Origin of the sequence: Clostridioides sp. ES-S-0010-02 (assembly GCA_020641055.1) — a bacterium.
Taxonomy (GTDB): Bacteria; Bacillota; Clostridia; order Peptostreptococcales; family Peptostreptococcaceae; genus Clostridioides.
Map to the genome: position 1 here is coordinate 2,180,182 of CP067345.1, position 18,582 is coordinate 2,198,763.

The window sequence follows — 18,582 nt, forward strand, 5'->3', positions numbered from 1 at the left end:
GGTGTAAAAATGAAAAATATAATTAACATCCTAGATGATTTGACTATAAATAAAATAGCAGCAGGAGAAGTAGTAGAAAGACCGTCTTCTGCATTAAAAGAATTAATTGAGAATTCTATTGATGCAGGTGCAAATAAGATTTCTATAGATATCATTGATGGAGGAAAAACCTTAATTAAAATCACAGATAATGGAATAGGAATACCTTCAAGCGAAGTTGAGAAATCATTTTTAAGACATGCTACTAGTAAAATTAAAAAAATTGATGATTTATATGATTTGTACTCTCTTGGATTTAGAGGAGAAGCATTAGCATCTATTTCAGCTATATCAAAATTAGAAATGATTACTAAAACCAAGGATGAAATGGTTGGAACTAAAATATTTGTAGAAGGTGGAAAAATAGTTTCAAAGGAGCCAATTGGTTCCACTAATGGTACAACAATCATTATAAAAGAGATTTTCTTTAATACACCAGCAAGACAGAAATTTTTGAAATCTACCCATGCTGAAACCATAAACATAAGTGATTTGATAAATAAGCTTGCAATAGGCAATCCTAATATCCAATTTAAATATACAAATAATAATAAACAAATGTTAAATACACCAGGTGATGGAAAGCTCATAAATACTATTAGGAGTATATATGGAAAAGAAATAACGGAAAACCTAATAAATATAGAATTTAAATGCAATCACTTTAAAATTGATGGATATATAGGAAATAATAACATCTATCGTTCCAATAAAAACTTGCAACATATCTATATAAATAAAAGATTTGTAAAAAGTAAAATAATTATAGATGCAATAACTGAAAGTTATAAGTCTATAATTCCAATAGGTAAGCATGCTGTTTGTTTTTTAAATATAGAAGTAGACCCAGCAGGTATTGATGTAAATATACATCCTAATAAGCTTGAAGTTAAATTTGAAAAAGAACAAGAAGTGTATATAGAGCTAAGAGATTTTTTAAAAGTTAAATTAATACATTCTAACCTTATTGGAAAGTATGCTACATATAATGATAAAAAAACGCAGCCTCGAATTGCTATCAATAGTAGAGAAAAAAGTACAGATTATGAATTTAAAAATAAGAACTTCATTGAAGCTAATTCAAAAAATAATAATACAACTAAAGAGAAAGATGAATTCATTGAAGTTGTAAGTTTATCAAGTGAAAAACCAATAGACGAATTTCCTTCTGTAAGCGAAGTTTTAAATGCAAATATAGAAAATGAATTAAAAAATACGGGCTCTTTAGAAGAAGAGGTTGTAAATGACAATATACAAGAAGAATTTCAAGTTGATAGGCCTAAACAAATTGATAGTTCTAAAAATGAAGATAGTAATTATTTAGAAAGAAGTATTAAAGACAGCCAAGAGGAATATTTAACTAATTCAAAACAAAGATTTTCTTTATATGGATATTCTGTAATTGGAGTCGTATTTAATACTTATATAATTCTAAGTAAAGATGATTCTATGTATTTGTTAGACCAACATGCTGCACATGAAAGAGTTTTGTATGAGAGATATATGGATAAGTTCTATAGACAAGATATCAATATGCAAATACTTTTAGACCCAGTAATTCTTGAAGTATCAAATGTAGATATGCTTCAAATTGAAAATAATTTAGAGTTATTTATGAAATTTGGTTTCGAATTAGAAGTTTTTGGCAACAATCATGTAATGATAAGATGTGTTCCAACTATATTTGGAATTCCAGAAACTGAAAAGTTTATACTTCAAATAATTGATAATATAGATGAGATTACAAGTAATTATGATTTAAAAGGTGAGAGATTTGCATCTATGGCATGTAGGTCTGCTATAAAAGCAAATGATAAAATATATGATATTGAGATAAAAAGCTTATTGGAACAATTAGAAAATTGTGAGAATCCATTTACGTGTCCTCATGGCAGACCTATAATGGTTGAAATTTCTAAGACCGAAATAGAAAAAATGTTTAAAAGAATTATGTAAAATATTTTGGATATTTAAAATATATGGAAAGGAATGTTATGAAAAAAATACCACTTATAATACTTACAGGTCCAACTGCTGTTGGAAAGACTGATTTGTCAATAAAGTTAGCAAAAGATATGGATGCAGAGATAATTTCAGCAGATTCTATGCAAATATATAAATATATGGATATTGGAAGTGCAAAAGTTACATCTGAGGAAATGCAAGGAGTAAAGCATTATCTTATAGATGAGGTTAAACCTGACTATCCATTTTCAGTTTCAGAATTTCAACAAAGGGCAAAAAAATATATATCTGAAATAAATCAAAAGGGAAAGTGTGTTTTAGTGACTGGAGGAACAGGTCTTTATCTCAATTCTTTAATATACAATATGGATTTTGCAAAATCTGATGCTAATAATGAATTAAGAAAAGAACTTCAAAAACAACTTCTTGAGAATGGAATAGATTACATGCATGATAGATTAAAATTACTTGATGAAGAAGCTGCTGATAGAATTCATAAAAACAATACAAAGAGAGTTATAAGAGCACTTGAAGTTTGTTTAAGTGGTAATAAAATGAATGATTTTTCAAGTGACTTAAAATTTAATGACGATTATCAACCTATAATAATAGTTTTGAATAGAGATAGAGAGCATTTGTATGAAAGAATAAATATGAGAGTCGATATCATGATAGAGAGTGGTTTAGTTGAAGAAGTTAAAAAACTCCTAAATATGGGATTTAAAAAAGATATGATATCAATGCAAGGTATAGGATACAAAGAGATGTTGAAGTATCTAGATGGAGAATATACATATGAAGAGGCCATTGAAATAATAAAAAGGGATTCTAGAAGGTATGCAAAACGTCAGATAACTTGGTTTAAAAGATATGAAACAGCAAAATGGTTTGATTTGGATAAATATGAAGATATAGATTTATTAAAAAATGAAATAATTATATATATTAAAAATTCTATAAAATAATATATATAAATTTTTAAGTATACAACTTCATATTGAAAATTTATCATAACTTATATAGAATATAAGATAGGAATATTTTAGATGTTCAATTTAATCTTGGGAGGGTACAAATCTAATGAAAAATACAGTTTTAAATTTACAAGATTTGTTTTTAAATAATGCTAGGAAAGAAAGGATACCTGTTACTATATATTTAGTCAATGGAGTTCAAGTCAAAGGGCTTGTAAAAGGATTTGACAGTTATATAATATTGATAGAAGGGGACAATAGACAACAAAACATGATTTATAAACATGCTGTTTCGACTATACAACCTGGTAAATATATTAATTTAACTAATCAAAATCAAAATAATAACAACAATAACAATAGATAACTAATTTAATTTAAGATAATTAAAAGGAGACTTATGCTAACTTATAAACTACAATTTATTTGTTTTAGTAAAATAGTCTCCTTTGATATGTTTAAATAAAATAACAAAGAGACAGGTGATAAAATGCTTAATGAGACAAAAGAATTATTGAAAGGTTACTATGGTATAGATGATGATACTTTTAAATTATCACAAGAAATAATGGAAGATATAAAATATAAGTTTGAGGAAATAAAAGAAATAAGAGAATACAATCAATATAAAGTTTTAAAAGCTATGCAAGAATCTAAATTAAGTGACATGCATTTTAATTGGACTACAGGATATGGATATAATGATATTGGACGTGAAAAAGTAGAGGAAATTTATTCAAAAGTTTTTAATACAGAAGATGCTCTTGTAAGACCAATAATTGTAAATGGAACACACGCACTCACTTTATGTATACAAGGAATAGTCAGACCAGGAGATGAAATTCTATCTGTTACTGGAAGACCATACGATACTTTAGAGGGTGTTATAGGTATAAGAGAAGAAAAAGGCTCTTTAAAAGAATATGGTGTTACATATGATGATGTAGATTTTTTAGAAGATGGAAATTTGGATTTAGAAGGAATTAAAAGAAAAATAAATGATAAAACTAAACTTGTTATGATACAAAGGTCAAAAGGGTATTCTTGGAGAAAATCACTTTCAATTAGTGATATAAAAGAAGCCATTGATGTAATAAAATCTGTTAAACCAGAAGTTATAGTAATGGTTGATAACTGTTATGGTGAGTTTCTAGATACTAAAGAGCCAACTGATGTTGGAGCAGATGTTATGGCTGGTTCTCTAATAAAAAATCCTGGAGGTGGACTTGCATTAACAGGTGGGTATATAGCTGGTAGAAAAGATTTAATTGAGCTTATATCATATAGAATGACTTCTCCTGGAATAGGTAAAGAATGTGGTCTTACTTTTGGAACTACTAGAAATGTTCTTCAAGGATTTTTCCTAGCACCATATGTAGTATCTCAAGCTGTGATGGGAGCTATATTTTGTTCAAGAGCTTTTGAAAAATTAGGATATGATGTATTGCCAAAACATGATGATTTAAGAAGTGATATTATTCAGTGTATTAGACTTAATAATGCTGATGAAGTCATAAGTTTTTGCCAAGGAATACAAGAAGCTGCTCCAGTTGATTCTTATGTTAAACCTGTACCTTGGGATATGCCTGGATATGAAAGTGAAGTTATAATGGCAGCAGGAGCATTTATACAAGGTTCTTCTATAGAACTAAGTGCAGATGCTCCAATAAGACCTCCTTATAATGTTTACTTCCAAGGAGGGCTTACATTTGACCACTCTAAAATGGGTACTTTAAAAGCAATTGAATTTATAAAAAAACTAAAAAAGTAAGCATATTTTTCTTTTAAAAGGTCAAAATATTTACTAGTATATTATGATGAGAATTGAAGGGTGATAATTATGAAAGAACAAATTAAAGAAAAAGTGAGTTCTCTACAAGATGAAATGATTTCTTCAATACAAGAAAGTGTAAAAATACCTAGTGTTATATCTGAGCCAACTAAAAATTTCCCATTTGGAGAAAATATAGATAAGGCTTTAAGAGGTATTTTAGACTTATGTAAATCTTTAGGGTTTAAAACAGTATATAAAGATGGATATTATGGCTATGCAGAAATAGGACAAGGTGAAAAAATGATAGGTATACTTGGTCATGTTGATGTAGTTCCAGAAGGTGACTTAGAAAGCTGGAATTATCCACCATTTGAAGGTGTTTTAGAAGATGGTAAGTTATATGGAAGAGGAACACAAGATGATAAAGGACCTACAATATCAGCAATTTATGCAGTAAAAGCTCTTATGGATTTAAATATAGATTTAAATAAGAGAATAAGATTCATTTTTGGAGCTGATGAAGAAAATCTTTGGAGATGTATAAATAAATACAAAGAAAATAATGAAGAAGTACCAGACTATGGATTTACTCCTGATTCTAGATTTCCAATAACAAATGCAGAAAAAGGTCTTTTACAAGTTCATTTAACATGTGAGAGTAAAAGTGATATAGAATTATCAGTTGGGAAGGCTTTAAATGCAGTTCCAGGAAAAGCAGTTTATATTGGAAAATATTCTGATAAGTTAAAAAAAGAATTAGATAAATTAGGTTTTGAATACACTGTTGAAGGCAATAAAATATGTATAATAGGAAAAAGTGTTCATTCAGCAGCTAGTGATACTGGTATAAATGCAGTAGCTAGACTTTGTATAGCTCTTAATAATATAGGAATAGATTCTAATATAATTAAGTTTTTAGCAGAAGTTATTGGTGAAGATGCTAATGGAAACAATATAGTTCCTAATTGCAAGGATGATGTATCAGGAAAATTAACAGTAAATATAGGTAAAGTAACTATTGATAGTAAAAAAGAATTTGCTGGAATTGATGTAAGAATTCCTGTAACATATAAAAAAGATGATTTTGTAAAAGAACTAAAGAAAATAACAGATAAATATAATTTAGATTATAAAGAATATGATTTCTTAGATTCAATTTATGTTCCAGAAGATACACTTCTTGTTAAAACATTGAGAAAAGTATATGAAGAGGAAACTGGTCTTGATGGAACACCTCTTTCATCTGGAGGAGCAACTTATGCAAGAGCTTTAGACAATTGTGTTGCCTTTGGAGCTATTTTCCCAGGGAAACCAGAAACTGAGCATCAAGCTAATGAACATTTGATAGTAGAGGATATTGTAAAAGCTGCTCAAATATATGCTCTTTCTATTTATGAATTATTAAAGATTTAAATATAAATATAAAGCTGTCTTGTAATAGGATTTTTTCTAGTAAAAGACAGCTTTATTGTTGTATTATTAAATAAGTTAATAAGATAAATATTTAATAGATATAAAAAATAATAGTAATGTTTATATAGGAGGAATTATATGAAAATAGCTATATTTTTGGGAGCAGGAGCTTCAGCTGCAGAAAATTTACCCATTCAAAATGAATTATTTAGTGAATACTTTAAGAAATTAAAACCTAAAAATTATGATACTGATATGAATAGAGAATTGTATGCCTTTTTTAAACAAATGTTTAATATTGACATAAGAAAAGATAATCTAGATAATGCAAATTTTCCAACATTTGAAGAAGTTTTAGGGCTTTTAGATTTAGCAGAACAAAGAAGAGAAGCCTTTAGAAATTTTGGACTTGAAAATTTAAATAATAGAAGTGATAGTATACGTTTTTTAAGACAGTATTTAATACTATTGATGGCTGAAGCAATTCATAATACACCTAGAACAGATAATAAATATCACAAACTTTTAGTTGAAAATCTTTTACAAAATGATTTACTCCTTGATACAACTTTTATTAGTGCAAATTATGATATACATATAGACAATACAGTTACTGGCTTAAGAGATAAAAATGATTTGCCTATTATGCTTGATTATGGTGTAGAATTTACTAATTTTAAGGAAGAATTAAACTGGAGAAAACCAAAAGAACCATTAATTAAACTCTATAAGATACATGGTTCATTGAACTGGCTTTACTGTCCTATTTGCAATAGTTTAACTCTTACACCACATGAAGGTGGTGTTATGAAACTAATTGAAAATAGTTCAGAAACAAAATGTTTGGAGTGTGGAGAACTGACAGAACCAATCATAGTTCCACCAACATATTTTAAGAATATGTCAAATATATTTTTAAGTAATGTTTGGAATGAGACAGAAAAAACTTTGAGAGAGGCTGACCTTCTGGTATTTTGTGGGTATTCATTTCCAGAGGCTGATATGCATATAAAATATATGTTAAAAAGAGTACAAACAAATGGTGGAAAAACACCTCTTAAAATAATGGTGTTTAATAATCATTCACAAAAACAAAGGATTACTTTAAAAAAAGAAGAAAGAAGATATAAGCGTTTTTTAGGAGAAGATGTTATATTTACTGATAATTCTTTTCAAGATTTTTCTATGAACCCATTAAATTTTATAAAAAGTATATACTAATTTGGCAATAATAGGATAAAATCCAATAGAAATAAAGTGAATTTAGGTATATAATAGAAAATAAAACATAGGGGGTATAAAAAATGAAGGTTTTTGATTTAACTCATGTGACACATAATGATATGCCTGTATATGCAGAGACTAATAGACCTGATATAAAAAAAGTAGCTATTATTGAAGAAAATGGATATCAAGAAACATTAATCAGTGTATTTTCTCACAATGGAACTCATATGGATTCACCAAAACATATGTATACTAAAGGTGAATCCTTAGATACATTGGATATAGAAAATTTTGTCGGTAAGGCTTATGTATTAGAACTTGAGCAAGGAAGCAAAAACATAGAATTAGAATATCTAAAAAAATATGAAGATGAAATAAAAAGTAGTGAGTTTATAATATTTAAATCAGGTTGGTCAAAGTTTTGGGATAAAAAGCAATATTATGTAGGTTATCCTACATTAACAGAAGAGGCTGCAAACTATATAGCTGATAGTAATCTAAAGGGAATAGGAATTGATATGTTATCTGTAGATAGATACGACACATCAGCTTTTAAGGTACATCACATTTTATTTGAAAAAGGTAAAATAATAATAGAGAATCTTACAAATTTAGAAGCTGTGCCAGAAAGATTTCTATTTATAGCAGCTCCATTTAAGTATAATGACGCTGATGGTGCTCCAGTAAGAGCAATAGCCATAGTAGAATAATATTTACTATAAAACAGGAGAAGTGTAATATACAAAGTATTAAAGGAGAATATAGCATGATGAGTGATGTAAAAGATAAAATAACAGAATTATCAGATGCAACTGAAGTAAATTTAAATGAAACTAAAATATACAATATTTTAGATAAGTTAAATATTAAATATGAGGTAGTAGAACATGAAGCTGTATATACAGCAGAGCAGTTAGTAATTTTAAATGATATAACAAAAGGATGTCAGTGTAAAAATTTATTTTTAAGAAATGCTAAAGGAAACAAATACTATCTAATTGTAGTTAGAGGGGATAAACATGTTGATTTAAATTCAGTTAAAGAAAAAATAGGAAGTTCTAGGTTATCATTTGCTTCGCCTGAAAGATTATACAATGTACTTAAACTTCTTCCTGGAAGTGTAAATCCTTTTTCATTAGTAAATGATACAGAAAGAAAAGTAGAGCTTTACATAGATGAGGATGTAATTAAAGAAGAGTATTTAAATTTTCATCCAAATATAAATACTAAAACTGTAAATATATCAAAAAAAGGATTTGAAAAATTTTTGGAATATTTGGAATATCCACTACAAATCATTGACATTTAAGTTTTTAATGAACTTAAGCAAAATTTAATTAACTAATCGAGGGGAGAAAAAATGTTTGGAGTAATAGCAAATAGTCTAGCAATCGCAGGTGGGTGTATAGTAGGTCTTATAATCAAAGGTGGTTTACCTCAAAGAGTAAGTGATACTATAATGAATGGAATTGCCCTATGTGTATTATATATAGGGATATCAGGAGCACTAGAGGGAAAGAATACACTAGTGACAATAATATCTATAGCTTTAGGAGCTTTAATAGGAGAGTTAATAGATATTGATAAATGGGTAAATAAATTAGGTGCATTTTTGCAGAGTAGGTTTTCTAAAGGCAATAAAAAGGATTCTATTGCTGAAGGTTTTATATCATCTAGTTTGTTATTTTGTATAGGGGCTATGGCAGTAGTTGGTTCGTTAGAAAGTGGACTTACAGGAAGCCATGATACTTTATTTGTAAAATCAGTAATAGATGGGATAGCTTCTGTTATATTTACAGCTTCTTTAGGTATAGGTGTAATGTTTTCTGCTGTATCTGTATTTTTATATGAAGGTATTATATGTTTAGGGGCATCATTTTTAAATGGATTTTTAAGTGACCCTGTAGTTACAGAAATGACAGCTGCAGGAAGTTTATTAATTATAGGACTTGGTTTAAATGTACTTAAGCTAACAAATATAAAAGTAGCAAATCTATTACCAGCCATATTTATACCAATATTATTTGGTGTATTTGGAGTAATTTAGAGATTAAAAACTTAAAGTTTGTCTAATTTTTTTAAAAACTTTAGACAAATTTTTTATTTAGAAGGAAAATGGCTTTCATCATCAAATTAATAATTATAGTAGAAATAAGTTTAATATTATGATTATAAAGTTTATATTAAATTTATTTTATTGATGAAACTAATGGGGGAGGTTAAAACTCAATGATTACATTTGATGTAAATGGAGCTATTATCAGGTTTGATGATACAAAAAATAATTATAATAAGATAAGAAAAATTTTTAAATTGTATGCTTTAGAAATTTCTAAAAACTTTGAGAGAGATTGTTTAAATAATTTTCAAAATCTAAAACAAATATCAGATAGAGGTCTAAATCTAGGAGAAAAATATATAGAGGAATCTTTTAAGAAAGGAATCGAGACTATAGTGAGTTTTGGAATTATAACTATAGATATTGATACCTTTAAAAGTGTTTATTGTGAAAAATATTTAGATTTTAAAAGGCTTTTTAATAACTTAAATAAAACTTTTATCATACCAAATAAGAATAAAAAAAATAATCATGCAAATTTTTTAGAAATAGAATCTACAGTAAAAAAAATGAGCAATTATTTGTATAATGATTGTTTCAAAATTCATTATGCTGTAATAGATGCGCTTATAGAAAATAGAGTCAGTGAAGTCCATTCTTATATTGATGAAGAATCTATAAAAAAATCTAATGCCTTGTTTAATAATTACAAAGATGGTTTTATTGGAAAAGCAGATGAGTGTAAGGTTGTAAAACAAATAATAACATTAAATCCATATAGAGAAGATGTATACGAGTTTTTGGTAAAGGAAGATGGAGATTTTAGTAAGGAGATTGAAAGATTAACTGAATTTTTAGGATATAATATAAAAGAATATAAGGCTTCTTTAATGGACCTTTATATAAATGAACTAGTAGAGAGCGATGAAAGTGATGCTGAAAATGCAAGAGAGAAGATTGAAAAGTATGCTAAATATATTGGTTGTAGTGATGAAAATCTATATATAGCAAGGGTTAATGCCATATACACTTTTGCCAATGCATAAATTTTGTAAAATTTATAAATAAAGAAATACATGTTTGTACTAAAATTTTAAATAAAAAATACTTATTAAGCTTACTAAAAAATAATTTATATTTTCTAGATAAAACCATTTCTTTAAAGGAGTGGTTTTATTTTTTCTATCACTCAATATAAGCAAAATTTTAAATTACGAATAGCTCATATTACTAAAATAATTTTAAGTAAATAGAAAAGACAATATATTGACTAAATTGGTTCGAGTTGATATAATGAAATAGTCAACATGATGTCTTATATTTGGATTATTCATAGCTTGCTAAAGAAAGCTATTTCAAATATATAAATCATGAGCAATAATTATTACATGGAGGAATCAATTATGAAAGTAAATATATACAATGCAGAATCACTTGTAGATGATAAAATTAAAGTTATAGTTTCAGGCTTAATTCCAAATAGTAAATTAAGAGTATCTATGAAAATGGAATTTCCATGGTGTAAAGGAGAGGAATTCTCATCTTATGGGGTATTTTATTCAAATGAAAAAGGAGAAGTGGATTTAGATTCAATTGAACCTGTAGAAGGGACTTATAAAACTACTGACTGCATGGGGTTAATATATTCTCTGAAAAAATCAAAAACTGAAGGTGAAAATTTTGCAGAAAATATATCTATTGATAAACCAATAATCATGAATATGATATTTGAATCTGATATTGAAAGAAAAGAAGTTAAGTTGAAGAGATTGTTCAAAACAGAAGATATTATCACAAAAGATATATCTGATGAATTTATAGGAAAATTATTTTATAAACAAAACTCTAGTAATAAAACAATTTTAGTTTTAGGGGGTTCTGATGGAAATTTAGATGCTTTAGAACTCCTGGCAGCTCCACTTGCATCTAGAGGGTTCAATGTACTAGCAGTTGCTTATTTTGCTCTAGAAGGATTGCCAAGTAAGTTAGAAGAAGTACCATTAGAATACTTTGAAAAAATATTTAAATGGATTAGTGAAGATGAAATCACTAATACTAAAGAAATATTTGTACATGGGACATCAAAAGGTGGTGAGTTAGCACTTTTACTTGCTTCAAGATATAAACAAATTAAAAAAGTAGTAGTATCACAGCCTCATGCGTATTGTTTTCAAGCACTTGATGGACAAATGAATGGAAAAGATACTTCATCATGGTCATATAAAGGTAAGCCACTTCCATATATCAAGGTAGACAATAATATATTCTTTGAAGACCAGAAAAAAGATATAGAAAAAGGAATTCCATTTGGATTTGCCAGTACTTATAAGAAAAGTATTGAAAGGGCAGACAATAAAGAAGAGGCTAGGATAAAAGTAGAAAATTCTGAAGCTGACATTCTTATGATTTCTGGAAAAGAAGATAATATTTGGAATAGTTATGATGGTTGTGTAGAAATCATAGAAAAACTTAAAAGAAATAACTACCAATATAATGTGGAACTATTAACATATGATAAGATGGGACATCCTTTACCAATTCCATATATTGTACCTCTAAGTGAAACTTTATCTATGAATATGGCTGGAGGAATATTTTCTTCAGGAGGAACTGTAAAAGGTAATGCAAAAGGACAGTTTGAATCATGGAAAAGAACTATTGAATTTTATAAAGAACCTTTATCAATCGATATAAAAAAATAAAAATGGATATATCTTTATATATATGCACAAAATCTATCAATTTTACAATTTTAATTTATTGTTTATGTAATTTATATGTTATATACTAGTTTTAACAAGATTGATAATTTATAAACAATTAATAAGAGTTATTGAAAGGTGGAGTGAAATTATGGAAAGACTCACTAGAAGTGAACAGCCTCACATAAAATTTGGAATGTTTAAGATACGAATTCCGTTTATACATTACAGATTTGAGAAACCGGAAGCTATTCAAGGCATAATATCAAGTATGACAAGCTTAGGAACTATTGGACTTAGCACGCAAATATTAGGATTACCCTATGAAGTAGCATGGAGTATGGCTATCATTAACTCAATATTGTATTGCCTGCATGTTTTTATGGGAGACCCAGTAGTTCCTGGCTGGATTACAGCTTCTATAACTCTTACAACTGCATATTTGTTAAAGTTCAATATTGGTATTGAAAGAATACAAGCATTAACAGCTTTACAAATAGATTTAGGAATTATATTTATTTTAATGGGTATAACAGGTATAGCTGGAAAACTAGTAAATAGAATCCCAAATTCCATCAAAGGTGGAATACTTATGGGAGTTGGTATATCAACTGTAATAGCAGAATTTAGCCCTAAAGGCAGATTTGAATCTTATCCAATATCTATAACAGTTGGGATTTTAGTTGCTTGCTTTGTAATGTTTTCTGAAAAATTCGATGCTCTAAAAGTAAAGAATAAGTTTTTATTTCGATTAGGTCAATATGGAGTAGTTCCAGCTATTTTAGTGAGTTTAATTATAGGAATATTTAGTAAAGAAATAGGAATTCCTAGCTTTAATTTTGAAAATATTATTTATATAATGGATTTTCAAAAATTAATAGATACAGTATCTCCTTTTGGAATAGGTTTTCCAAGTCTAATATTATTTATACAAGGATTGCCAATGGCTTTCATGATATATATAATTGCATTTGGTGATTTTATAACAGGTGAAAATTTAGTTCTTTCTGAAAGTAAAAACAGAACAGATGAGTATATTGATTTTAATTCTAATAGGTCTAATATTATAAGTGGGATAAGAAATATTGTTATGGCAGTTATTTCTCCATATATAGCTATGTGTGGTCCATTAGCTGCAACTCTTACTGGAAGTGTTGCTCAAAGATATAAGGTTGGAAAGGAAGCAATGCAGTCTATTTTTAGTGGTATGGGTACGTTGGTATGGGTTTCAGCTATTTTTATCTGCTTTTATCCAATTGCCCAAATAGCTACGCCTCTTATACCATTAGCATTATCAGTGACACTTTTAGTTCAAGGTTACTTATGTACTAAACTATCAATGGAACTATGTGATACTGGCGTAGAGAGAGGATTAATTGGGCTGATGGGTGGCGTGATTGCTGCTAAAGGTGGAACCTGGGGACTTGTTGTAGGTTTTATACTATATTTTGTCTTAATTGATTCTAAAAAAAGAAAAGAAAGTAATATTAATTCAAAAGAAAGTGATATTAATTCATCAGAAGATTATGTATATGAAATATCATGTAAAAAGAAAAGTATTTAAAGTAAAATATGAGTTGCAATCGTCTATTAATAGATTAATTGCAACTCATATTTTATTTGTCAGCTTCAGGAATGATAAAAAATGCAAAACTATTTCTTGACATAATTTTTTTAATGTGCAACAATTGTTATATAACGTATGTATTTTATAAAAATTTAATGGAGAAGTGAATTTATATGCCACCTAAAGCAAAAATAACGAAAGAAATGATTTTGAATATTGTCTTGGATATTACAAGAGAAACAGGATTTGAAACTGTAAATGCAAGGAGTATCGCAAGTAAATTACAATGTTCCACTCGACCAATTTTTACTTGCTATGAAAATATGGATGAATTAAAAGGTGAATTTCTTGCTTTTGCATATGAATACTATAATCAGTATGTTATTAATTATCATAATTCTGAAAATGTCAGTCAATATTTATTACTTCCACTTTCATACATTGAATTTGCTCAAGAAGAAACACATTTATTTAAGTTGTTGTTTATAAACGATTTAGATTTGATGATGGAAGATCCAAATGATTTCTACAAAGAAATTGATAATGAAAAAAAGGCAAGGCTTTTTTCTGAAAGTATTGGAATAGAGTTAGAATGTGCAAAAGTCATATTTTTAGATTTATTTCTTTATACTCATGGCATAGCTGTCTTAACAGCAACGAAAAAATTGACATTAGATAGAAATAGTGCCGAAAAAATGTTGAAAAATATATTATCAGCTTTTATAAGACAAGAAAAAAAGGATTGGAATTTATCTATTTGATGTTTACTAACTAATACATAAGGGGGTGCAATATGAAAATAAACCAATACTTAATTGATTTTTACAATAATTACGACGAAGATAGTCGGTTGGCATTAAAGCATGGAACAGTTGAATTCCTAACTACTATGCATTATATTGAAAAGTACTTAAAACCTAGCGACCGTGTGCTTGAAATTGGTGCTGCAACTGGTCGATATTCTCACACGCTGGCACGTCAGGGATATGACGTTGATGCAGTCGAATTGGTCGAACATAACATAGAAATTTTCCGTAAAAATATTCAATCAAATGAAAATATAACTATTACTCAAGGTAATGCTATGGATTTGTCTGCTTTCTCAGACAATGAATATGACATTACATTGTTGTTAGGTCCGTTGTATCATCTTTATAGCAAAGAGGATAAACAACAAGCTCTACATGAGGCTATCCGTGTAACAAAACATGGTGGTGTGATTTTTGCTGCATATGTTATATCTGATGGCTGCCTTATTGATGAAGGGTTCAACCGAGGAAATATCAATGTAGCTGAATATATTGAAAAGGGCTTGATTGACCCACAGACATTTGCTACCAAGTCAGGTCCTAAGGATTTGTTTGAACTTGTCCGTAAAGAAAACATTGACGATTTGATGGCTGTTTTTCCTGTAACAAGACTGCATTACGTCGCATCGGATGGTTTAGCCCTATGTATGCGTGAAGCAGTCGATGCTATGGATGATGAAGAATTTGAGTTATATTTGAAATATCACTTTGCTACTTGTGAACGCGAAGATTTAATAGGCGTTACGAGTCATGCTATTGATATATTCAGAAAATAAATAATAGAAGTTAAAAAACAAACAGAGGGTCGTAAAATCAAAGTTTTCAGACCCTCTAAATCTTGAAAATCTATGTTGAGTGTAGTATAAAAGTAGCTATTTTTATATATATTTTTATTGAGAGCGTAAACGTTTTGTAATTGATTGTTTTTCTAGATTTCTTATAAGGAATTCAATTATTAATATTTGCATGCCTATTAATATAAATGAAAAAATTAAAATAGAAAGTATAGAGAAATTGAAACTAATGAAGTCTAATCTAACAACATCTTTTATAAAAAAGCAGAGTAATTTTGAACCACAATAACCCAATGTAATTGATACAAATACAGCTTTAATACTCAAATTTAAACCTTCTCGATAGAGCATTTTGCGCAACTGTTTTTTTGTCATTCCAACCGCCTGAAGTAAGGCAAACTCTTTTTTTCTAGTTAATACACTATTTACAAGGATATTTGTCATATTAAGGATACCAAAACAGGAAATTAAACCAACAAATACATATGCAGCTATAATCATATACTTAAAAGCTCTAGTTAGCATTTTATAATCGCTATCATATGAATAAAGGATTAAATTTGAATTATTTTGAATAATATTTAATAGTTTTTCTTCAACTTCTTTTGAATACTTTTTATCGGATAAAATTGAAAAATGTAAATTTGTATTATATGGTGTTATTTTATCTAAAGCCTTGTCTGAAGTAAAGAACATGCATCCTGTATTTGAATTATCAATTATTCCAACTATTTTCATTTGTTTTTTGATGATGTCATTTCCACTAAATATATTAAATGTAATTGTATTTCCAATTTTCAAATCAACTCCATAAGATTTTGTCCTATATTTATTTACAATCAAGCTGTTTGAATCCAATTGCTTATAATCAACTTTACCATTTACAATATACTTTTGGAATGATTTTGCAAGCTCTGGTGTGACACTTTCAATCAAAGTTGTAACATTACTTCCATCTTTATCCTTAATAGAAGGGTATATAACTTCACATTTTATTCCTTTAGATTCAATTACTTTTTGTACTCCATAAATTGATTTGATTTCATTTCTAAGAGTGTTTGTAAATGGATTATTTTGCTGAATTTGTGTAATTCGTTCATACAAATTGTCAATTTTATTTCCAATAATATAATTTTCATTATAAACGAATGTCTGAGACATCTGTTTATTAAAATCTATAGAATTAGACAGACTAGCAATTGAAATAAATAATATTCCACTAATACTCAATGAAATCAATGCTATTAAATTTTTCTTTCTATTTACCTCAATATTTTTTAGTGCTAAATTTTTAATATTTATATAATTAAGTGTTTTAATTTTATTTCTAGATTTAATTTCTGTGTATTGCATAGCTTCAATAGCGGAAGTTTTTGAAATAATTCTAGCTGGCTTATTTAAAGAAATTCTTACAGTCAAAAATATTACTATTGATAATACTAGAATAATAAATAAGTCAGTAGTCATTTGCCATGCTAAAGGCTGAATTATATATGTAATTATGCAGGAAGATATAATGCCTATTGGAATAAAAATAATAGATAAAATATTTCCTTGTAGGTAAATAATCTTTTTCAACTGAAAAGAAGTCATACCAAGTGCTTTCAACTTTGCATACATTTGAACTGAATTAACAACTGAAATATAAAAAATACTATAAATAACAAACAAACTAGAAAAAAGAATAATTACTCCTACTATTAAAACTGTAATAACTTGTTCACCATCAATTAAATTTGATTCAATATAATTATCATTTAAATATATATTATGTTTTTTAATATTTAAAGAGGAACCAATTTCACTTAATTGAGTCTTAATTAAAGTAGGGGATTTTTCTGTATTTTCTTTTGATAATCTAACTAATACATCTACAGTGTTTGGAGTTGCTTCATTAAAATTATTACTTTTGATTTGTAAAGGTGTAGAAGCCATATCCTTGAGATAATCATTGGAAACAACTGTATAGTATTGCTTAGCATTATCTTGATAGTAATTTTCTACAAATCCAACAATAATAAAATCGTTTTGTATTTCTTTGTTAGTAATATTGTCGCGATATTTTAATGTAATGCTATCTCCAAGGTCTTTATTCAAGCCAAGTTCAGATAGATATTTTTCTGAAATAGCAATTTCATATTTATTTGTTGGCATACCGCCCTTTAATAGTTGAAAATTCAGAAGCTCAATTGCAGTGTTATCTACATATATCATTGACATTCTATAATCTGATTTTATCTCACTACCAAGTGACTTATAAACTCCTACACTACTAAAGTTTTTATTTTGCTGTAATAATGTTTTTGATTTTTCATTTACAGATTGATATCTCGCATGATAGGGAGATGAATTAACCAAATCCATAGAGCCATTATATGAAACTAAAGTAGTTGTTAATAATAAACATGTGGAAATCATTATAATAATACCTGAAAGAAAAAATTTAAGTTTATTAATTTTTAAATCATTCAATGCTATTTTTCTAATGAAAGCACCATTATTATTTTTAAACATATATTTCACCTCCTAGTTATAAATTTTTCCATCTTCAATACGAACGATTCTATCTGCTAATTGTGCAATTTCATTATTATGGGTAATCATTACAATTGTTTGGTTAAATTTCTCACTTGTCATCTTAAGTAAGCCTAATACATCTGCACTCGTTTTGCTGTCAAGATTACCTGTTGGTTCATCAGCAAGTATAATAGCAGGCTTCGTCACAAGTGCTCTTGCAATAGCAACACGTTGCTGTTGTCCTCCAGAAAGATTACCTGGTACATCATATAATTTTTCATCTAGTGCAAGTAAACTTATAATTTCATTTATAAAGTCTTTATCTAGTGTTTCACCATCCAATCCAATTGGTAAAATGATATTTTCATATACATTAAGTAAAGGAACAAGATTATAATTTTGAAATATAAAACCTATATTTCTACGTCGAAAAATTGTAAGTTGTTCATCATTCATAGTTGATAAATCCTTTCCTCTTATAATGACATTTCCAGATGTAGGATTATCTAAACCTCCCATAATATTTAATAATGTAGATTTACCACTACCAGATGTACCTACAATAGAAATAAATTCACCTTTTTCAACAGATATGCTCACACCATCAAGAGCTTTTGTAATGTTTGAATTTCTCCCATAATATTTTTTTAAGTCTGTTACTTGTAAAATACTCACTATAAAGACCTCCTTTATATATTGTAAATACAGTATATAATCAAAATGTTGCAGAATTATCACAAAT

At 27.8% G+C, this 18,582-nt stretch carries 16 protein-coding genes; 14 read left to right on the plus strand and 2 right to left on the minus strand.

From position 1 onward, the window contains the following. The first annotated feature begins 9 nt into the window (after nucleotides 1-9). From mutL to JJC01_09940, 14 genes are all read left to right on the plus strand, one after another. On the plus strand, nucleotides 10-1,995 hold the full coding sequence (gene mutL, locus JJC01_09875; GenBank protein UDN56508.1) for a DNA mismatch repair endonuclease MutL: 1,986 nt from the start codon (nucleotides 10-12) through the stop codon (nucleotides 1,993-1,995). Between the two features lie 38 nt (nucleotides 1,996-2,033). Then, the gene (miaA, locus tag JJC01_09880) at nucleotides 2,034-2,969 is read left to right on the plus strand and encodes a tRNA (adenosine(37)-N6)-dimethylallyltransferase MiaA (protein UDN56509.1); all 936 of its coding nucleotides are present in this window, start codon (nucleotides 2,034-2,036) and stop codon (nucleotides 2,967-2,969) included. Nucleotides 2,970-3,084: 115 nt separating this feature from the next. Next, the gene (gene hfq / locus JJC01_09885) at nucleotides 3,085-3,345 is read left to right on the plus strand and encodes an RNA chaperone Hfq (protein ID UDN56510.1); all 261 of its coding nucleotides are present in this window, start codon (nucleotides 3,085-3,087) and stop codon (nucleotides 3,343-3,345) included. Between the two features lie 123 nt (nucleotides 3,346-3,468). After that, nucleotides 3,469-4,749 (plus strand): methionine gamma-lyase family protein, encoded by a 1,281-nt coding sequence (locus tag JJC01_09890; protein ID UDN56511.1) that lies wholly within the window; start codon nucleotides 3,469-3,471, stop codon nucleotides 4,747-4,749. 69 nt (nucleotides 4,750-4,818) lie between these two features. After that, nucleotides 4,819-6,165, plus strand: coding sequence for a Sapep family Mn(2+)-dependent dipeptidase (locus tag JJC01_09895; protein UDN56512.1), 1,347 nt, complete (start codon nucleotides 4,819-4,821; stop codon nucleotides 6,163-6,165). Nucleotides 6,166-6,303: 138 nt separating this feature from the next. After that, nucleotides 6,304-7,386 (plus strand): SIR2 family protein, encoded by a 1,083-nt coding sequence (locus tag JJC01_09900; protein ID UDN56513.1) that lies wholly within the window; start codon nucleotides 6,304-6,306, stop codon nucleotides 7,384-7,386. An 83-nt stretch (nucleotides 7,387-7,469) separates the two neighbouring features. Continuing rightward, entirely contained in the window at nucleotides 7,470-8,102 is a 633-nt protein-coding gene (locus tag JJC01_09905) for a cyclase family protein (GenBank protein ID UDN56514.1), read from the plus strand. A gap of 59 nt (nucleotides 8,103-8,161) precedes the next feature. Further along, the gene (locus JJC01_09910) at nucleotides 8,162-8,701 is read left to right on the plus strand and encodes a prolyl-tRNA synthetase associated domain-containing protein (protein UDN56515.1); all 540 of its coding nucleotides are present in this window, start codon (nucleotides 8,162-8,164) and stop codon (nucleotides 8,699-8,701) included. A gap of 51 nt (nucleotides 8,702-8,752) precedes the next feature. Next, nucleotides 8,753-9,439, plus strand: a complete 687-nt coding sequence (locus tag JJC01_09915; protein ID UDN56516.1) for a DUF554 domain-containing protein — start codon at nucleotides 8,753-8,755, stop codon at nucleotides 9,437-9,439. Between the two features lie 182 nt (nucleotides 9,440-9,621). Next, on the plus strand, nucleotides 9,622-10,497 hold the full coding sequence (locus JJC01_09920) for a kinase (GenBank protein ID UDN56517.1): 876 nt from the start codon (nucleotides 9,622-9,624) through the stop codon (nucleotides 10,495-10,497). Between the two features lie 357 nt (nucleotides 10,498-10,854). Then, entirely contained in the window at nucleotides 10,855-12,153 is a 1,299-nt protein-coding gene (locus JJC01_09925) for an acyl-CoA thioesterase/BAAT N-terminal domain-containing protein (protein UDN56518.1), read from the plus strand. A gap of 151 nt (nucleotides 12,154-12,304) precedes the next feature. Next, nucleotides 12,305-13,717, plus strand: a complete 1,413-nt coding sequence (locus JJC01_09930; GenBank protein UDN56519.1) for a hypothetical protein — start codon at nucleotides 12,305-12,307, stop codon at nucleotides 13,715-13,717. Nucleotides 13,718-13,893: 176 nt separating this feature from the next. Next, nucleotides 13,894-14,481 (plus strand): TetR/AcrR family transcriptional regulator, encoded by a 588-nt coding sequence (locus JJC01_09935; GenBank protein ID UDN56520.1) that lies wholly within the window; start codon nucleotides 13,894-13,896, stop codon nucleotides 14,479-14,481. Nucleotides 14,482-14,513: 32 nt separating this feature from the next. Beyond that, nucleotides 14,514-15,305 carry a class I SAM-dependent methyltransferase gene (locus JJC01_09940; GenBank protein ID UDN56521.1) on the plus strand — a complete coding sequence of 264 codons (792 nt, stop codon included), beginning with the start codon at nucleotides 14,514-14,516 and terminating at the stop codon, nucleotides 15,303-15,305. A gap of 114 nt (nucleotides 15,306-15,419) precedes the next feature. Here JJC01_09940 and JJC01_09945 read toward each other — a convergent pair whose 3' ends face one another. Beyond that, complete coding sequence (locus JJC01_09945; protein UDN56522.1) at nucleotides 15,420-17,837, minus strand: ABC transporter permease; 2,418 nt, start codon at nucleotides 17,835-17,837, stop codon at nucleotides 15,420-15,422. A gap of 12 nt (nucleotides 17,838-17,849) precedes the next feature. After that, a complete protein-coding gene (locus JJC01_09950; GenBank protein UDN56523.1) occupies nucleotides 17,850-18,515 on the minus strand; it encodes an ABC transporter ATP-binding protein in 666 nt (221 codons plus the stop codon). Between the last annotated feature and the right edge of the window lie 67 nt (nucleotides 18,516-18,582).

Bases quoted from the DNA above. Each gene is read 5' to 3' on its own strand.
- mutL (UDN56508.1), top strand. From the start codon at position 10: ATGAAAAATATAATTAACATCCTAGATGATTTGACTATAAATAAAATA.
- miaA (UDN56509.1), top strand. From the start codon at position 2,034: ATGAAAAAAATACCACTTATAATACTTACAGGTCCAACTGCTGTTGGA.
- hfq (UDN56510.1), top strand. From the start codon at position 3,085: ATGAAAAATACAGTTTTAAATTTACAAGATTTGTTTTTAAATAATGCT.
- JJC01_09890 (UDN56511.1), top strand. From the start codon at position 3,469: ATGCTTAATGAGACAAAAGAATTATTGAAAGGTTACTATGGTATAGAT.
- JJC01_09895 (UDN56512.1), top strand. From the start codon at position 4,819: ATGAAAGAACAAATTAAAGAAAAAGTGAGTTCTCTACAAGATGAAATG.
- JJC01_09900 (UDN56513.1), top strand. From the start codon at position 6,304: ATGAAAATAGCTATATTTTTGGGAGCAGGAGCTTCAGCTGCAGAAAAT.
- JJC01_09905 (UDN56514.1), top strand. From the start codon at position 7,470: ATGAAGGTTTTTGATTTAACTCATGTGACACATAATGATATGCCTGTA.
- JJC01_09910 (UDN56515.1), top strand. From the start codon at position 8,162: ATGAGTGATGTAAAAGATAAAATAACAGAATTATCAGATGCAACTGAA.
- JJC01_09915 (UDN56516.1), top strand. From the start codon at position 8,753: ATGTTTGGAGTAATAGCAAATAGTCTAGCAATCGCAGGTGGGTGTATA.
- JJC01_09920 (UDN56517.1), top strand. From the start codon at position 9,622: ATGATTACATTTGATGTAAATGGAGCTATTATCAGGTTTGATGATACA.
- JJC01_09925 (UDN56518.1), top strand. From the start codon at position 10,855: ATGAAAGTAAATATATACAATGCAGAATCACTTGTAGATGATAAAATT.
- JJC01_09930 (UDN56519.1), top strand. From the start codon at position 12,305: ATGGAAAGACTCACTAGAAGTGAACAGCCTCACATAAAATTTGGAATG.
- JJC01_09935 (UDN56520.1), top strand. From the start codon at position 13,894: ATGCCACCTAAAGCAAAAATAACGAAAGAAATGATTTTGAATATTGTC.
- JJC01_09940 (UDN56521.1), top strand. From the start codon at position 14,514: ATGAAAATAAACCAATACTTAATTGATTTTTACAATAATTACGACGAA.
- JJC01_09945 (UDN56522.1), bottom strand. From the start codon at position 17,837: ATGTTTAAAAATAATAATGGTGCTTTCATTAGAAAAATAGCATTGAAT.